The organism is Castellaniella sp. (genome assembly GCF_034675845.1).
Classification (GTDB): domain Bacteria; phylum Pseudomonadota; class Gammaproteobacteria; order Burkholderiales; family Burkholderiaceae_B; genus Castellaniella.
Genome location: NZ_JAUCCU010000002.1, coordinates 364,650 through 380,946 on the forward strand (window position 1 = coordinate 364,650; position 16,297 = coordinate 380,946).

Below are 16,297 nucleotides of genomic sequence, written 5' to 3' on the forward strand. Positions count from 1 at the left end.
GCATACTGAGTGCGCTAAACAGATATTGATTCGATCAGAAAGGAAATTGCCCGTGCCAGAACCCGTTCGCGACCTGTTGGAAATGCTGCAGTTCTGCACACCGGTGCTGCATGACGACATCTATGTGTACGCCAGGCTTCCGCAAGGGCGTCAAACTGAGGATCTTGCTGCCTTTGCGGTCATCCGTGAAGACGAGGGGGTGACGGTCATTCTTGAGAAGAATCGTGCAGTCCTGGCCGGATTGGAGATCGTGCTCCAAACGGCGCGCATTACCTTGACCGTCTACTCTGCACTTGATGGTGTTGGCCTCACTGCTGCGTTTGCGGCGGCCCTGGCCGAGCAGGGCATCGGTTGCAATGTCGTTGCCGCCATTCATCATGACCATATTTTTGTGCCGTTAAAAGACGCGCAGCGTGCCCTGACGGCTCTGTTGGCACTGCAAAACAAGGCTGAGACGCATGGCTGCGGCAAGCTGCCGCCGCACACGGAAGGCGCTCCGACCACATAATCGCCAGGGTTCAAATGTTGTAGCCACAGGCCGATCGCCGTGATATAAAGGCTTGGCATGCCATTCAAGTATCAAATATTTAATTCAATTTGAATTTGTAAATCGGGGCAGCCATGCGATTCGCCATACAGATGTTCATTGCTTCTGTCCTTGTATTTCTTGCGGGATGCGCCGTGTCGCCGGAAATGCACGCATACAATATGCTGCAGAAAGCCAGTGTCAGCATGACGACCGGTGATTTGGACAGTACGCACCGTTACCTCGCCTCGGCACTCGATACACCGGGCCAGCAGGCCCAAATCGTGGCGTTCTTCGCCGACCAGCCCGAACGACGCGATATGTACGTCAAGGCCATGGTGTACCACATCAATCACCAGATGCACATCCCGGAACAGGTCGCCAAGGCCTTGGTCCACATCGACCAAGGCGAGCGTCTGCGCTATGTCTCGCCTCAAGAGGCCCAGGATTTGCGCCAGCAACTGATTGCCCGTGCGCAGCAGAGCAATGCAAACGGCACCATTGGCTTCATGCTCAGAGACAATCTCACCGGCCTGGGCTTGGATTCCGCCAAGAATAAAGAGATCATTCTCAAACGCTCGCTAGCGACTGCGCGTAGTGCCATGGATACAAACAACCGGCAGACTGCGGCGCTCATGGCCTACGCATCCGATCTGAAAACTCCGGCAGCCCACAAGAAGCTCATAGAGCGATCGCTGGATGATATGCTCATTACCAAGCAAGAGATGCTGCAGTTTGTCAGTCCCGTATTCCCTCAATATGCGGATAAAAAATTGGCCAGCATGACGTTGCATGCAGCCTTCGTCTACGAAGGCGGAGACAGAGTCGCCCGCGAAGACCTGCTGGATGTGGTCAGAGAAAAAATCAGGGGCGTGGAATGGTTGCCATATGGCTCAACAGGCACCACCATCGTCAAGATTGAACGTCTTCGCTATCACGAACAATCGGCGCGGCCCCGTACCGAAATCATCCGGTACACACGGCGACAGGTCAGCTACTATCATGTGGGCAGCAAGCAAATGCCCGATGGCTCAATTTATTCGTACAGACTCACGAGAAGCCCTATATCCATCGAATACGGCTACGCAGTCACGGTTCTCGTCAACGGAAACGTCGTATACAGCGAGATAGTACGCGGGACAGAACATGCCGAAAACATCTACTGCAACGACGCTGTAATACGCATGCGTAGTGGACGCATTCGGCCTGCCGAAGGCCCGGCCAATTCCGATATGAAAAATCTCTGCAGTTCGTCAGGATCGGCCTCCATCAACGAACTTCGCCATAGAATCGATAACAAGATTGCCGATGCCATCCTGGCTGCACCGCCCATCGCCAGAATTCATCATTTGAATTCGTAGAGACCAGAGGTTGGCTCCATTTATTTGCGCAGGCTGCCATCAAGCAGGCATGAATCCGGCAATCAGGCTATTCTTGAAAAGCGTATTTCAGTAAAGGCCTGAACTGATGATTTTGTACCTGCACGGGTTTCGTTCTTCTCCGGACTCCCATAAATCCCGCATCATGGCGGCTGAACTAGCCCGTCGGGGGCTGGCGCAGCGCTGGTGCTGCCCACAGTTGCCGGCCAGCCCAGCCGCGGCCCTGCGCTTGGCCTTGGAACTGGTGGCGCAGCAGGGGTATGGACCTGCGCAGGATGGATCAGCCGGGGGGGCCGTTGCCAATGTCGGACATCCCCTGGTGGTGATTGGTTCATCACTGGGCGGGTTTTATGCCACCTGGCTGGCCCAGCAGTTGGCTTGCCGGGCGGTGTTGCTGAATCCCGTGGTGCATGCCGCGCGCGACCTTGCCACGCAGGTGGGATCACATCGCACCTTCCATGGGGATGAACCCTTCGAGTTCCTGCCTGCGTATGTGGATGAACTGGCCCAAGCCGAGGCTGACATCCAGGCACTGACCCAGCCTGAGCGGTATTTTTTGCTGGCAGCGACAGGCGACGAGGTGTTGGATTGGCGCGAGATGCAGGCGCGTTTTGTTGGCAGCCCGCAGCGGATCATCGAAGGCAGCGACCACGGTATCTCGGATTTCGAGCGCTGGCTCCCAACCGTGCTGGATTTTATGTTGGCGGACGCCAGTGCTTGCCAGATCATGCTGGGTGGCTGGGATCAGCTGGGGCTGCAGGCCTCTGCGGTTCGCCTGGAGGTTTTTGTGCAGGAACAGCATGTTCCGCCAGAAGAAGAAATGGACGCCATGGATGTGCACTGCCTGCATGCTGTGGCCTATGATGCGTCCGGCGCTGCGGTGGGAACAGGGCGCTTGCTGCCCGATGGCCATATCGGCCGGATGGCGGTGCGCCAGGCGGGGCGGGGACATGGGGTGGGGTCGCAGATATTAACGGCTCTGGTGCAGGCCGCCAGGCAGCGGGGCGATACCGAGGTGCTGCTGGCCGCCCAGCTGCATGCCCGGTCTTTTTATGCCCGACATGGCTTTGTGGAAGAAGGCGAGACCTTTATGGATGCCGGGATTCCGCATCGTTTGATGCGGTTGCGGTTTTAATCAATCAATGACTGGTGTGTCGCTGCGCCTGTTGCCACGCCAGCACGGCCTGGGTGGCGTGCGCCATGATTTGCCGATAGCGTTCATCCGGCAGCGCCTGCCGCAAGGCAGTCAATAATTGTTGAGTGCCGTCTTGGGCCTGGGTGGATGCTTGTGTATCCTGTAACAGACGGATCTGGACATGGGCCAGCGTATCGGCCACCAGCCGCCAGCCCAGGCCCGGCATGGATTGATCCAGGGCCAGCAGTTGGCTGCCCAGCGCCTGCAGAATCGGGCTGGCCTCGTCGGTTGTGCCGGCGCTGCCCATGGCATGCCACAAGGCCAGATGGATTTGGCGGCGCAAATGAATTTTAAAGTCGATCGCGTGAATAGAGGCTGCCTGGATTTGCTCGAATTGGCGTAGAAACTGGGCCTCTGCCTGAGGACTCAGACCGGTACGCAACTGACCGATCAGCGCTGTCAGCCCCGGCATGGCAGTAATGCCGAATGCCTGGCTGAATGCCAGCCCCCATTGATCCAGGCCTGTCAGCAGCAGGGCCAGACGCAAGGCCTGGGCATCCAGATCACTGGCCTGATGTACCCATTCCAGGCATGGCTTCAGCTGTGCTTCGACGGCGGGCGACAGCCCCTGGCCGTCTGCGGCATCCCGGAAGACTTGGGTAAACAGCTCTTGGGCCAAGTGGGCGCCATGAGCCTGTTCGGCAGCGGCAACCAGGGTGGCCAGAGGATCGACAGGAGGAATGTATTGGTCTGACATGATGGCGGCATTGTAGCGGCATTGGTCTGCAGATTAGCCTGGTTTTTGATAGCGGCATAGTTTGTCGCGCTCTGCGCTTAATACTCTGTATAAAATCAAGCACGACCTGGTGTCTACGCTTTCATTCAACCCATACAGGAACACACCATGGATGTACGCTTCTCGGAGGCAGACCTCGATGCCCTGCGCCGCGCCCACGCGCTGCTGGAAAACCCCGGCCTGACGGCAAGACTGACCGGCACGCTGGGCTCACCCATCGAAAAAGGCCTGCGCTACCTGCCCAACGGCTGGCACAAGACCATTGGCGACGTCACTCGGATTGCCTTGATGAAGGCAGCCGACACAGCCTTGTTTACGCTGGACAAGCAACCGGGAAAGGAAAGCTCCAACCTTTGGCACAAGGTGGGCGTAGCGGTGACCGGGGGTGTAGGGGGCTTTTTTGGCTTCGCCAGGCCTGGCGGTGGAACTGCCGATTTCCACGACCTTGATGATGCGCTCCATCGCTGATATTGCCCGCAGCGAGGGCGAGCACCTGGATAATCCCCAGACTCGGCTGGCCTGCCTGGAGGTCTTTGCGTTGGGGGGCAATCAGGCCAGCGATGACGCAACTGAAAGCGGCTACTATGCCGTCCGTGCCCTATTGGCCCAGGCAGTCAGCCAGGCGGTGGAATATGCAGGCGGCAAAGTCATGCTGGAAAAAGCCGCCCCGCCAGCCATGGCCCGCTTGGTCAGCATGATTGCCGAGCGCTTTGGCATTCAGATCACCGAAAAAGCCGCCGCCCAGGCCGTGCCTGCTATTGGTGCGGCGGGCGGGGCGCTGATCAATACCTTATTCATCGACCATTTTCAGGATATGGCGCGTGGCCATTTTATTATCCGACGGCTGGAATCCGTGTATGGACAGGAAGCCGTTGAACAGGCTTACGCGGGATTGTCTGCGGATCAGTCGCGTTGATCATTACCGTGTACGCCCAGTCAGCACGCTGCGCAACTGATCCCACGTGCTGGCTGACTGCATATCCATCTGCTGATCTTTGCAGCGGGGACAGTTGAGCGACATATGCAGCACGTCGCTGGCCGGGAAGTGGGTTTCGCGGTGGCCGCACTGGGGGCAGAGCAAGGTAAATGGCTTGGGTGGGATGGGTATGGCGGGCCTTTGCTGAGTGAAGAGAAATTATTTAAATGAGTTAAACCATGGGATGGTAAGTCGGCGCACTATTTCCCATTGGGTCGCAGGTCGTTTGATCATGATCTGATCTTTACAGCGGGGGCAGTGCTGGTCTATGTGGGGCAAGCAGCTGTGGAAAGGGATGGACTTATGTCGACATTCGGGGCAAACCAAGGTGGATGCGAGGTCTGGCATGCTGATGATGTTGTGTGGCATGGAAACTCCTCTTAGACGCGGGTGGCTTTGGATTGACCCAAGGCAGTGATTGAGTCGCTTCGAAGCAGTATAAGGACATAAGCGACAATTTGTGTCGCATACGTATTGCGACACAATATGACGCAATCATGCATATCATGATCTTAATCACCCAGAGGATAGGGTGCTGACCAGACAGGAGCACGTCATGGCTCGAAATTTGTTAGCCGTTGTTAGCCTGTTGTGGAGCATGGTGGGGGATGAAAATCTCGAGAGACAGAAACGCACAAAATAGGGTATATTTTATTACACTTGTAGCAAATTGCTCAAGAAAAGAGCAGGTGATGCGAGTCTTTTGCTTGTCTTAGTCTTAATTGCCATGATCTCTACTGCTCAATCAGATTAAAGTGGACCCATCTGTCAAGACAGATTTCATCCGGGTTTAAGCTAAATCCATTGCTTCTACTGCAGCCGAACGGCGCTGCCCCGATGCGACCGGGCTGGAAGGATTTCCGTCCCGGTCAAAGTGATTAGCAATCCTGGCGCCGCCGCCAATACCATCGGCATAGACCTCGTCAGGAGTGCGGTTTCCCAGTCCCTGATGGGGCCGCTCGCCGTTGTAGAACGCGAAGTATTCGACCAGTCCGAGCGTGAGCTCAGCCACCGTACTGTAGCCCTTCAGGTAGATGTCCTCGTGCTTGAGGCTACGCCAGAGCCGTTCCACAAAGATGTTGTCCAGCGCACGCCCGTCCATGCTGATGGCGATCCCGGCAACTCTAAGCACGCCGGTGAAGGCCTCGCTCGTAAACTGAGAACCCTGATCGCTGTTGAAGATCTCCGGACATCCATGCTGATCCAATGCTTCCTGTAGACAGTCCACGCAGAACGCCGTGTCCATGCTGTTGGAGATGCGCCAGGCCAGTACCCGTCGAGAGTACCAGTCGATGACAGCCACCAGGTAGACAAACCCACGCGCCAGCCGGATATAGGTGATATCAGTGCTCCAGACCTGATTGGGCCGCACGATCTGCAAACCTCGCAGCAGGTACGGATAGATCTTGTGCTGGGGGTGTGGATGACTGGTTGCCGGACCCGGCGCCATACCTGCCAGGCCCATGACGCGCATCAGACGCTGCACCCGTTTGCGGTTCACTTCGTGGCCCCCACGCTGCAGAAATACCACCATGCGGCGGCTGCCGTAGAACGGGTGGCGGGTGTACTCCTCGTCGATCAGCCGCATGTACAGCAAGTCTTCATCACTGGCCAGATTGGCGGGCCTGCGGCCATAGAAAGTTGCCCGGGGCACCTGCGCGAGCTCGCACTGGCGAGTAATCGGCAGGGACGTGTCCTGCATGACCCAGTTCATCCGTACGTCTGCGTTCATAGTCCGGACTTTTTTTTGAGCCAATCCAATTCCATCTTCAGGCGCCCGATCTCGCTGTACAAGCGGTCCTCGTCGGCGTGCTCTGCAGGCTTTGGGCCACGCTTGCTGGCAAACAGCGTGGCTGCCTGTTCCTGGATTGCCTTCTTCCACTGGCTGACCACCACGGGATGCACACCGTACTGTTGTCCTATTTCGTTGAGCGTCTTCTCCCCGCGGATCGCTTCCATGCCCACCTTCGCCTTGAATTCTGCGCTGTGAACCTTGCGTTTCTTAACCTCTGTCACGCTGCTTTCCTCCTCGGATTACAGCTTAAACCGCTGTCTCGATTCCGGGGTCCACTTTAGATAGAACTGTCTATATTTTGATAGCTCCATGTGTCTTGTTTGAGTATCCTCCACAGTGCAGACTAGTAGCCAATTAAGTGCTCATGTATTAGTTATTTTTTGTGTGTCTATAGAAAGGAGGTATGGTGATGCTAAATAATGGGCTGGATTTACTTACTAAGCAGCAGTTGGATGAAATCCGAAGCCGCTTGCGTTTAACTAAAGTCAATGTCCTTTTGGTTGGGGGGACTGGTGTAGGTAAAAGCTCCACAATCAATGCTTTGTTTCAGAGTGCAGGGCTGGATGTTCAGGCCAAGGTAGGCGAAACATCTCGACCAGAGACCATGGATATTAATCAATATAAATTAGGTGACAATCTGGTTGTATGGGATTCTCCTGGTTTAGGGGATAGTCGGGAAAAGGATATAGACCATAAAGAAAGCATAAAAAAATTGCTATTTAAAAAAGATGCTCGAGGAGTTCCTCTAGTAGATTTGGTTTTTTTGATTCTTGATGGATCAAGTCGAGATTTCAGTAGTGTATATACTTTGTTGAAAGATGTAATAATCCCATCACTTGATCATAATGAGAAGGATCGAATTTTAATAGGTATAAATAAAGCTGATCAAGCCATGAGTGGACATTTTTGGGATCGAACAAAGAATCGTCCGGAAGAAAAATTAACTAAATTTTTAGAGGACCAATCTGAGGAAGTAAAAAGGAGGATCAATGGCCTAGATCCTGATTTAAACGTCGATCCTATTTTTTATTCTGCTGGATATACCTTCGATGGCGAGTTGATTTCTAGACCATATAATTTAGAAAAGCTTTTAAGTTATATTATGCTTTGCTTGCCCAGAAAAAAACGAGCAGTCGTTTCTGAATACATTAATGAGTCGTCCCTGAAGAATTCATTTCACCTATATCACGCCGGATTTCCGGCGATCTGAGGCCACGAACTCTGGCGGGGTAGCTCACCCCACAGGGATGATTTCTGAATCCGCTGCCAAATCCAGGTCAAAAAATAAGGCGCAAAAAAAGGGCGAATGCCCTTTCGGGCAATCATGCGCAACAGCCATTTCATATTGAAGCCTGCCGCGCACAGCACCGCATGAATGGCGTCTCCAATTTGTCCCTTCAAGTGACAGCGATTCATGCCGTGATCGCTTTTCAGATGCCCAATGATCGGTTCAATCGCCTGGCGCCGTCTCAGCAACTGCTGCTCTTTGGGTGTCAAGCGTTTGAATTTTCCACGGTGCTTCAGTGCATATTCCGGGATTTCACCATCTACCCCGCGATACCCCAGATCAGCATAGACCGTCTTGGGTTTGACGCCGGTGTCCTGCAGCAGGATACTGGCTTGCTCCAGCGCTTCTGCTAGCGTATGGCCATCGTACGGGTTGCCTGGGAAGCTGCGTGCGCCCACGATCAGGTTCCCTGTCAACGTGGTCACGATACCCACCTTGACCCCGAACTCATATGGGGTGCGGGCCTTGCCCTTACCGATACACTCGACTTCGGGGGCATGCCAGCTGTAAATCTTGTCCTTGCCCTTCACCGCCTTCTTGCGACGGCTCTGCTCTGCGATTCGATGCGCTCGGGCCAGCAGTGGGTCCAAGGCCTGCTGGATGCTTTGGGCCAGCATCGTCTTGCTGCGCTCGATGTCGCGGGCCAAGCGGCCCAGAATCGTGCGCTGGCGCTTGATCGCCTTGTGCATGCGGCGGTACTGCTTGGCGTGCGCATAGCGCCCAGCCCGCCTGGCCAGGTCCCGGCCTTCTTTGGCGTAGCTTTGCTTCAAGCAAATGCCATGGGCCTTGGCAGCGGTTGCCAGTTTTTCACGTGCCACTTCCAGCAGGCGGCTGTCGGTGGGGTGTGCCACCGCCTTACTCTGCACCGTGCTGTCCACGATCACTGTTTCCAGCGCCCGGCGCTCGATGAGCCCCAGCTTCATGCCCACCATAATGGTTTGCACCAGCAGTTCTTCGACGCCATCTTCGCCCAATAGCCCCCGGAAACGGCTGATCGCGCTGGGATCGCACGGCAGGCGATCCTCGAAATATTCCTGGCCGGAAAAGTATTGCCAGACTGGCGTCTCGCTCCAGCGTTCGCATACGCCTTCATCACTTTCGTTGAAGGTGTGCTTCAAATACAGCAAGGAGATCATCAGCCGCATTGGCAGGCGCGGGCGCCCAGCGTTTGAAATCGCACCGCCTACGACAGCCACGCTCGGGCCAAACAAATCCACATCGGAAACTTTCTTTCCTGTGCGCACCTGGCGAGCAAATCGATGGGCCACCGAGGCCTCCAATTCCTGCCAAGGGATATGCGTGGCGAGTACCGCCAGCGGTTTACGCAGATCGATCATTTGATCCAGGCGACTGCGGAAAAAATCGTCGATTTCACTCATGGGGCGTTTGGCATTTCTCCCAGAAAATGACCTGCAACGGAGGCGTTTCTGGGAGATTTGGTGGTTTTGGATGTCAATATTATTGCATGAAATCAATGTGTTATTGATACTGCAGGGGCGACCACATAAGACAGTTTAGAGAATAATCAAATGCTGCCGCGATGATCGATCAATTTTCTCAAAACAAAAATGAAATAATAATTCAATAAAATTAATACACCACTCATATTTTAAAATCAAATAATTAAAGGCTTGCTCTGTGACAAACAAGCCAGCTAAATTAAATTAAATACATTGCTTACTAAGCCAATTTTAAAAATCCATTCGAAGCAATACAAAAAATTAATTATCTAATTCTTTTTCTATGTCTCCCATAATCCCTTCCTTTTCTGCTTGATATCTTTTACGCAGCAGCGCAACATTAATTACAGCTGGAATCGTGACCCGATCCGCAGGCCCAGCCAAATCAACCACAGTCCATAGCCCAGCCAATGCCCAACCCACAGGTCCAGTCAAAATGGATGCAGCCCTAACCAACGCTGCATTTCCAGCAAGCGATAGTCCATGCCCAACAATGGAGCGGCTAATTGCATTAGCAATAACCAAAGTCAGACGATATGATGCGAATCCTCCCATCCTAAACAGTGCTTGAATAGCCGCCGTCAAGCCAGCTGCAGATAAGGATAAAACATTGTCAATTCCGATAATTTTCGCGAACTCAGCTCTTTCTGGCTCTGTCATTTTTCCTAGAGAGTCTTCGATTATTTTTGTCATCAAATTATTTTCGATCATGATGACTTCATTATTTTTCTTGTACTTAGCCCCCATCTTATCGCAAACATCCGTCAACACCTCGCGATATAAAACACCTTTTCCGCCACGGAATAAAGTAGAGAGGCTATTGGCACCAAAGCACTGAATTTCAGCTGCAATTAAATGCCAATACCTAGTATGATCCGGGTGATATTTTTTATATAGATCATTTCCAGTTAACTCTTCTGTATATCTACTTTTACCATCTTTATCCACTATTAAACAATCAACCAAATCAACCAAATCTTCACTAGGAATTTCCTCAAGAAAATCCAAATCAACATCATTTCTATAGGCCATAATTTACCCTATTATTTAGTTTTTTTAGTTATAATAATTGGAACTACATTGTTTTTAACAAAACCAATGAATTTATCAATATTTTCTGGTTTTTTTAACTCATCAAAAACCTTAGCGCTAACATCTTTTACGTATTCAAGAAAAGAATCAAATATAGATTTCTCAACATCTTCTTTATAGTCACGCTTATTATCATTAGACTTGAAATTATCCCTATCCTCATTAGTCGCCCCTGAAGTATCAATAACACATTGATTTCATGTAATAATATTGACATCCAAAACCAACAAATCTCCCAGAAACGCCTCCGTTGCAGGTCATTTTCTGGGAGAAATGCCAAACGCCCCATGAGTGAAATCGACGATTTTTTCCGCAGTCGCCTGGATCAAATGATCGATCTGCGCAAACCGCTGGCGGTACTCGCCACGCATATTCCCTGGCAGGAATTGGAGGCCTCGGTGGCCCATCGATTTGCACGCCAAGTGCGCACAGGAAAGAAAGTTTCCGATGTGGATTTGTTTGGCCCGAGCGTGGCTGTCGTGGGCGGTGCGATTTCAAACGCTGGGCGCCCGCGCCTGCCGATGCGCCTCATGATCTCCTTGCTGTATCTGAAGCACACCTTCAACGAAAGTGATGAAGGCGTATGCGAACGCTGGAGCGAGACGCCAGTCTGGCAATACTTTTCCGGCCAGGAATATTTCGAGGATCGCCTGCCGTGCGATCCCAGCGCGATCAGCCGCTTCCGAGGCCTGCTGGGCGAAGAAGGCGTGGAAGAATTGCTGGTGCAAACCATTATGGTGGGCATGAAGCTGGGCCTGATTGAACGTCGGGCACTGGAAACCGTGATCGTGGACAGCACGGTGCAGAGCAAGGCGGTGGCACACCCCACTGACAGCCGCTTGCTGGAAGTGGCACGTGACAAGCTGGCTGAGGCTGCCAAGGCCCATGGCATTTGCTTGAAGCAAAGCTACGCCAAAGAAGGCCGGGACCTGGCCAGGCGGGCTGGGCGATATGCGCACGCCAAGCAGTACCGCCGCATGCACAAAGCGATCAAGCGCCAGCGCACGATTCTGGGCCGCTTGGCCCGCGACATCGAGCGCAGCAAGACGGTGCTGGCCCAAAGCATCCAGCAAGCCCTGGATCCGCTGCTGGCCCGAGCACATCGAATCGCGGAGCAGAGCCGTCGCAAGCAGGCGGTGAAGGGCAAGGACAAGATTTACAGCTGGCATGCCCCCGAAGTCGAGTGTATCGGTAAGGGCAAGGCCCGCACCCCATATGAGTTCGGCGTCAAGGTGGGTATCGTCACCACGTTGACAGGGAACCTGATCGTGGGCGCACGCAGCTTCCCAGGCAACCCGTACGATGGTCATACTTTGGCGGAGGCATTGGAGCAAGCCAGTATCCTGCTGCAGGACACCGGCGTCAAACCCAAGACGATCTATGCGGATCTGGGGTATCGCGGGGTAGATGGTGAAATCCCGGAATATGCACTGAAGCACCGTGGGAAATTCAAACGCTTGACACCCAAAGAGCAGCAGTTGCTGAGACGGCGCCAGGCGATTGAGCCGATCATTGGGCATCTTAAAAGCGATCACGGCATGAATCGCTGCCACTTGAAGGGACAAATTGGGGACGCTATCCACGCGGTGCTATGCGCGGCGGGCTTCAATATGAAGTGGCTGCTGCGCATGATTGCCCGCAAGGGCATCCGCCCTTTTTTTGCGCCTTATTTTTTGACCTGGATCTGGCAGCGAATTCAGAAATCATCCCTGTGGGGTGAGCTACCCCGCCAGGATGCGTGGCCTCAGATCGCCGGAAATCCGGCGTGATATAGGTGAAATGAATTCTTCAGGGACGACTTATTAGCCCCTGATCTGCATGCCCTGATCGACTGGTCCGTTTCAGTTGATTTTCTGGACAAGGAGCTGCAGGCGATCCAACGGGCTTCCACTCCTGCCAATGGACGGCAATTGGTGGATAAGCTGGTGAAGGTTCAGTTACTGGCGGGTGCTAGCGCTTTGCTGCTGGTCCACATCGAGGTCCAGGGCCGACTATCCACGCCGACAGACTTTCAGGTCTTTGGGTGGCGGATTTTTCAATACAGAATGCTGATCCAGGTGCGTGAATTGCGCAAGACCAAAGCCCTGCTTCCGCCGACGATCTTCAGCCTGGGGGTTTTGATTGACCAGCCGCCCAATCCTGGCAGAGCGCCTCGAACACAGGGCAGCTATCAGGATAAGTTCTTGTCGCAAAGGACAGAATTTACCTTTCCCATTGTAGAATTAAGCCAATGGCATGGTCGCATGGATACGCTGGATGCTTTGGCTCCGACCAACCCTTTTGCCGTCATTGTAATGGCACAAATCCTGGCTTCGATGCATGCGGATAAGGCTACTCGGCTGGGGCCGCTACTGAATATAGTGCGGCGTTTGTACGATTATGGCTACAGCAAGGATCAAATCAACCCGCTGTTGCGGCTGGTGGAATGGATCATCCACCTATCGCAGGATTTAGAGTCGGAATATTTTGTGGCTGTCGATCAATTGCATCAGGAGCACAACATGAGCTACGTCACCGTAGTAGAGCGGGTATATACCCAGCGCGGACTGGAGCAAGGCCGTGAAGAGGGTATAGAGCAAGGACAAGCATTGCTGCTATTGGGCTTGATAGAACGTCGCTTCGGCCCTGTATCAGACGAAACCGTCCAGCGCATTCAGCAGGCCAATCGTCAGCAATTGACGGCGTGGTCTTTGAATATTCTGGATGCCAAGGCGCTGGATGGTGTGTTTCTGGATTGATGAGGCCTGAATAGCATCGCCAGAGTCAGGGCGCTGGCCTGTCGCTTCTACTTCAGGTTCCCCGATAAAAACTGCTGTAGTCTGGGGCTTTGTGGATTGTCAAAAATATCGGTCGGCGTCCCGGTTTCCTCGGCCACGCCCTGGTGCAAAAATAGCACGTGGGATGCCAGGTTTCGGGCAAAACCCATTTCGTGGGTGACCACCAGCATGGTGCGGCCTTCTTCGGCCAGCTTCTGCATGACCTTCAGGACTTCGCCGACCAGTTCGGGGTCCAGGGCAGACGTCGGTTCGTCAAACAGCATGACTTCGGGTTCCATCGCCAGGGCGCGGGCAATCGCGACGCGCTGCTGCTGACCGCCCGACAGCGATGACGGGTACTGGGTTTCCACCTTGGGGTCCAGGCCGACCTTGGCCAGGTAGTGCCGGGCGCGCTCGATGGCCTCGGCGCGGCTGAGTTTCAGCACCTGGACGGGGGCTTCGATGACGTTGCCCAGCACGTTCATGTGCGCCCATAGATTGAAGTGCTGGAACACCATGGCCAGCTTAGAGCGCAGGCGACGCAATTGATCCAGGTCGGCGGCGTGCGGTTCGCCGCGCTTGTCCTGGATGATTTTCAGGGTTTCGCCGTTCAGTGATACGCTGCCGCGATCGGGTTTTTCCAGAAAATTGATGCAGCGCAGGAAGGTGGACTTACCTGATCCGCTGGAGCCCAGGATGCAGATCACGTCGCCGGCGTTGGCCTGCAGGGATACACCCTTCAGGACTTCATTGTCGCCATAGTGTTTGTGAATATTGAGTACGTCGAGTTTGGACATGACTATTTATCGGTGAGAGCCCAGGTAGGCCAGAGCGCGGTGCTCGTACCAGCGGAATAGGCCAATCAGTGTAAACGACAGGACCAGATACAGCAGGGCGGCAATGCCATAGGATGCGAAGGTCTGGTAGGTGGCCGAGTTGGCGTCGCGGGCGACTTTCAGGATGTCGGGTACGGTGGCGGTGAACGCCAGGGAGGTCGCGTGCAGCATCAGGATGACCTCGTTGCTGTAGGCGGGCAGGGCGCGGCGCAAGGCCGACGGGATGATGATGCGCCGATATAGGGCGAAGCGCGTCATGCCGAAGGCGCGGGCGGACTCGATTTCGCCTGCGTTGGTGGCGCGAATGGCCCCGGCGAAGATTTCCGTGGTGTAGGCCACCGTATTCAGCGTCAGTGCCAGCGTCAGGCAGTTGAATCCACTTTGGAAAAAATCGGCCAGCGGGGGGGTGTCCTTGATAAAGTCCAGGCTGTAGATGCCGGCATAGATAAACAGTATCTGCACATATAGCGGGGTGCCGCGAAACACATAGCTGAATACCCATAACGGCACGGACAGCCAGCGGCGCGACGATACCCGGGCCACAGCCAGGAAGATCGACAGAAAAAATCCCATGGATACCGACAGCACCAGCAGCCACAGGGTGACCGCCATGCCCGATAGGCTGCCGTTGCTGGAATACAGGTAGGCCCGCCAGAATTGGTCAATCACGTCCGTCATAGCGAGGCCTCGCGCACGCCTACGCTGTAGCGTTTATCCAGCCAGTACAGCACACCGTTGGAGACTGTGGTCAAGGCCAGGTAGATGATGCCGGTGATGGAGATGAACAAAAACACGCGAAATGTGACATTACCGGCATCCTGGGCGACTTTGACCAGATCGGTCAGGCCGATCAGCGAGACCAGGGCAGTGGATTTCAGCAGGACCTGCCAGTTGTTGCCGATGCCGGGCAGTGCGTGGCGCATCATCTGCGGGAACAGCACCCGGCGGAAGACCTGGAATTCGCGCATGCCGTAGGCGGTAGCGGCTTCCAACTGGCCATAGGGGACGGCCATGAAGGCGCCGCGAAAAGTCTCGGCAAAATACGCGCCATAGATGAAGCCCAGCGTCAGCACGCCCGCGGCGAAGGGGTCGATATCGATGTAGTCCAGGCCCAACAGATCGGTGACTTCATTCAGGTAGATCTGCAGGCTGAAGAAAATCAGCAGCATCAGGACTAGGTCCGGGACGCCGCGTATCAGGGTGGTGTAGGCCGTGGCCAGCAGGCGTGCCCACCACAAGGAAGACAGTTTGGCCCAGGCGCCCAGCAGCCCCAGAAACAGGGACACCAGCAGGGACAGCAGAGCAAGCTGAATGGTGACCCAGGTGCCTGCCAGCAACAGGGGGCCGTAGCCGTTCAGGAACATGAGAAAATATCGAATAGGACAGCCGCCCGGGGGGAGCCGCCTGTCAGGGCGGCGATCCGGGCGGCCGGGCCGTGCGGCATGCCGCAGGCCTGATTATTGGGCGGGAAACTGGATCAGGCCTTCGGCGAAGTATTTTTTTGCATAGCCTTGGATGGTGCCGTCAGCCAGCATGGACTGCAGCGCCTTGTCCACGTCGGCCTTCAAGGGGTTGCCCTTGCGGATGCCGATGGCGATGGGTTCGTTCAAAATGGGGTCGTCCAGCGTCATGCTGGCCAGCTCGTAGTCGGCGCCTTCGGGTTTTTCCAGAAAGCCTTCAACTGCGCTTTGCGCTTCTTGGAATGTGGCATCCAGACGACCGGCAGTCACATCCACATAGGCGTTGGTGTAGCTGGGGTAGGACACAACGTTGACGCCGGCGGGGGCCCAGAATTTACGCGCATAGGTTTCCATGGTGGTGCCTTGCTGCACGCCCACGCGCTTGCCTTTCAGGGATGCGGCGGTGGGTTCCAGGCCGCTGCCTTTTTTGACCATCAGCTTCACGGGCACGATGAACACCGGGGTGGAAAAGTCGATGACTTTCTTGCGCGCCTCGGTGGCGGTCATGGTGGAATTCGCCAGGTCGAACTTACGTGCCTGCAGGCCGGGGATCAGACCGTCGAAGGACGTGTCGATCCAGACGCAGTTGCGCTGCATGCGTTTGCACAGTTCATTACCGATATCGATGTCAAAGCCTTCGAGCTGGCCGTTGGGATTGCGGTATTCGAACGGCGGGTAACCGGCTTCGGTGGCGATTTTCAGGTCTTTGGCGTCAGCGGCCGAGCCAGTGGCCGGGATCAGGCCGACAGCGATCAGCATGGCGGCGCCGAACAGAGCTTTTTTCATGGGGAAAGTCTC

The 16,297-nt window shown here is 54.6% G+C and carries 16 protein-coding genes and 1 pseudogene; 9 read left to right on the plus strand and 8 right to left on the minus strand.

All coding sequences use genetic code 11. The annotated features are described in order from the left end of the window. Positions 1-52: 52 nt before the first annotated feature. From VDP81_RS13275 to VDP81_RS15385, 4 genes and pseudogenes are all read left to right on the plus strand, one after another. Positions 53-508 carry an ACT domain-containing protein gene (locus VDP81_RS13275; RefSeq protein ID WP_323012581.1) on the plus strand — a complete coding sequence of 152 codons (456 nt, stop codon included), beginning with the start codon at positions 53-55 and terminating at the stop codon, positions 506-508. A gap of 113 nt (positions 509-621) precedes the next feature. Next, the gene (locus VDP81_RS13280) at positions 622-1,887 is read left to right on the plus strand and encodes a hypothetical protein (RefSeq protein WP_323012582.1); all 1,266 of its coding nucleotides are present in this window, start codon (positions 622-624) and stop codon (positions 1,885-1,887) included. A gap of 103 nt (positions 1,888-1,990) precedes the next feature. Further along, positions 1,991-2,620, plus strand: a pseudogene (locus VDP81_RS15380) (YqiA/YcfP family alpha/beta fold hydrolase); the annotation flags it as partial. A 12-nt stretch (positions 2,621-2,632) separates the two neighbouring features. Further along, entirely contained in the window at positions 2,633-3,040 is a 408-nt protein-coding gene (locus VDP81_RS15385; protein WP_322997399.1) for a GNAT family N-acetyltransferase, read from the plus strand. A 4-nt stretch (positions 3,041-3,044) separates the two neighbouring features. On the opposite strand, the gene VDP81_RS13290 is transcribed toward VDP81_RS15385, so the two are convergent. Then, positions 3,045-3,797 (minus strand): hypothetical protein, encoded by a 753-nt coding sequence (locus VDP81_RS13290; RefSeq protein ID WP_323012583.1) that lies wholly within the window; start codon positions 3,795-3,797, stop codon positions 3,045-3,047. A gap of 147 nt (positions 3,798-3,944) precedes the next feature. Here VDP81_RS13290 and VDP81_RS15390 point away from each other — a divergent pair, with 147 nt between their 5' ends. Continuing rightward, entirely contained in the window at positions 3,945-4,304 is a 360-nt protein-coding gene (locus VDP81_RS15390) for a hypothetical protein (RefSeq protein WP_416233257.1), read from the plus strand. Continuing rightward, positions 4,237-4,752 carry an EcsC family protein gene (locus VDP81_RS15395; protein WP_416233258.1) on the plus strand — a complete coding sequence of 172 codons (516 nt, stop codon included), beginning with the start codon at positions 4,237-4,239 and terminating at the stop codon, positions 4,750-4,752. The genes VDP81_RS15390 and VDP81_RS15395 overlap by 68 nt, the downstream gene beginning before the upstream one ends. Before the next feature lie 850 nt (positions 4,753-5,602). Here the strand turns inward: VDP81_RS15395 and VDP81_RS13300 are convergent. Continuing rightward, positions 5,603-6,771 (minus strand): IS3 family transposase gene (locus VDP81_RS13300; protein ID WP_323012413.1). Its coding sequence is split into 2 segments (ribosomal slippage): positions 5,603-6,552 and positions 6,552-6,771, totalling 1,170 coding nucleotides; the frame shifts between segments, so codons are not numbered across the junction. A 239-nt stretch (positions 6,772-7,010) separates the two neighbouring features. Between VDP81_RS13300 and VDP81_RS13305 the strand changes: the two genes are divergently transcribed. Continuing rightward, complete coding sequence (locus VDP81_RS13305) at positions 7,011-7,817, plus strand: GTPase family protein (protein WP_323012584.1); 807 nt, start codon at positions 7,011-7,013, stop codon at positions 7,815-7,817. Here VDP81_RS13305 and VDP81_RS13310 read toward each other — a convergent pair. Both VDP81_RS13310 and VDP81_RS13315 read right to left on the minus strand, forming a co-directional pair. Beyond that, on the minus strand, positions 7,793-9,274 hold the full coding sequence (locus VDP81_RS13310; protein ID WP_322996682.1) for an IS5 family transposase: 1,482 nt from the start codon (positions 9,272-9,274) through the stop codon (positions 7,793-7,795). The genes VDP81_RS13305 and VDP81_RS13310 overlap by 25 nt on opposite strands. A 342-nt stretch (positions 9,275-9,616) precedes the next feature. Next, on the minus strand, positions 9,617-10,387 hold the full coding sequence (locus VDP81_RS13315) for a DUF3944 domain-containing protein (RefSeq protein WP_323012585.1): 771 nt from the start codon (positions 10,385-10,387) through the stop codon (positions 9,617-9,619). Between the two features lie 347 nt (positions 10,388-10,734). On the opposite strand from VDP81_RS13315, the gene VDP81_RS13320 reads away from it, so the two are divergent. After that, entirely contained in the window at positions 10,735-12,216 is a 1,482-nt protein-coding gene (locus VDP81_RS13320) for an IS5 family transposase (RefSeq protein WP_323012059.1), read from the plus strand. A 144-nt stretch (positions 12,217-12,360) separates the two neighbouring features. After that, positions 12,361-13,185, plus strand: a complete 825-nt coding sequence (locus tag VDP81_RS13325) for a DUF4351 domain-containing protein (protein WP_323012586.1) — start codon at positions 12,361-12,363, stop codon at positions 13,183-13,185. Between the two features lie 47 nt (positions 13,186-13,232). Here the strand turns inward: VDP81_RS13325 and VDP81_RS13330 are convergent, their stop codons facing one another. From VDP81_RS13330 to VDP81_RS13345, 4 genes are all read right to left on the minus strand, one after another. Next, positions 13,233-14,000, minus strand: coding sequence for an ABC transporter ATP-binding protein (locus tag VDP81_RS13330; RefSeq protein WP_322997323.1), 768 nt, complete (start codon positions 13,998-14,000; stop codon positions 13,233-13,235). 6 nt (positions 14,001-14,006) lie between these two features. Further along, on the minus strand, positions 14,007-14,717 hold the full coding sequence (hisM, locus tag VDP81_RS13335) for a histidine ABC transporter permease HisM (RefSeq protein ID WP_322997324.1): 711 nt from the start codon (positions 14,715-14,717) through the stop codon (positions 14,007-14,009). Next, the gene (locus VDP81_RS13340) at positions 14,714-15,403 is read right to left on the minus strand and encodes an ABC transporter permease (RefSeq protein ID WP_323012587.1); all 690 of its coding nucleotides are present in this window, start codon (positions 15,401-15,403) and stop codon (positions 14,714-14,716) included. The genes hisM and VDP81_RS13340 overlap by 4 nt, the downstream gene beginning before the upstream one ends. Before the next feature lie 93 nt (positions 15,404-15,496). Continuing rightward, on the minus strand, positions 15,497-16,285 hold the full coding sequence (locus VDP81_RS13345) for a transporter substrate-binding domain-containing protein (RefSeq protein WP_323012588.1): 789 nt from the start codon (positions 16,283-16,285) through the stop codon (positions 15,497-15,499). Positions 16,286-16,297: the final 12 nt, after the last annotated feature.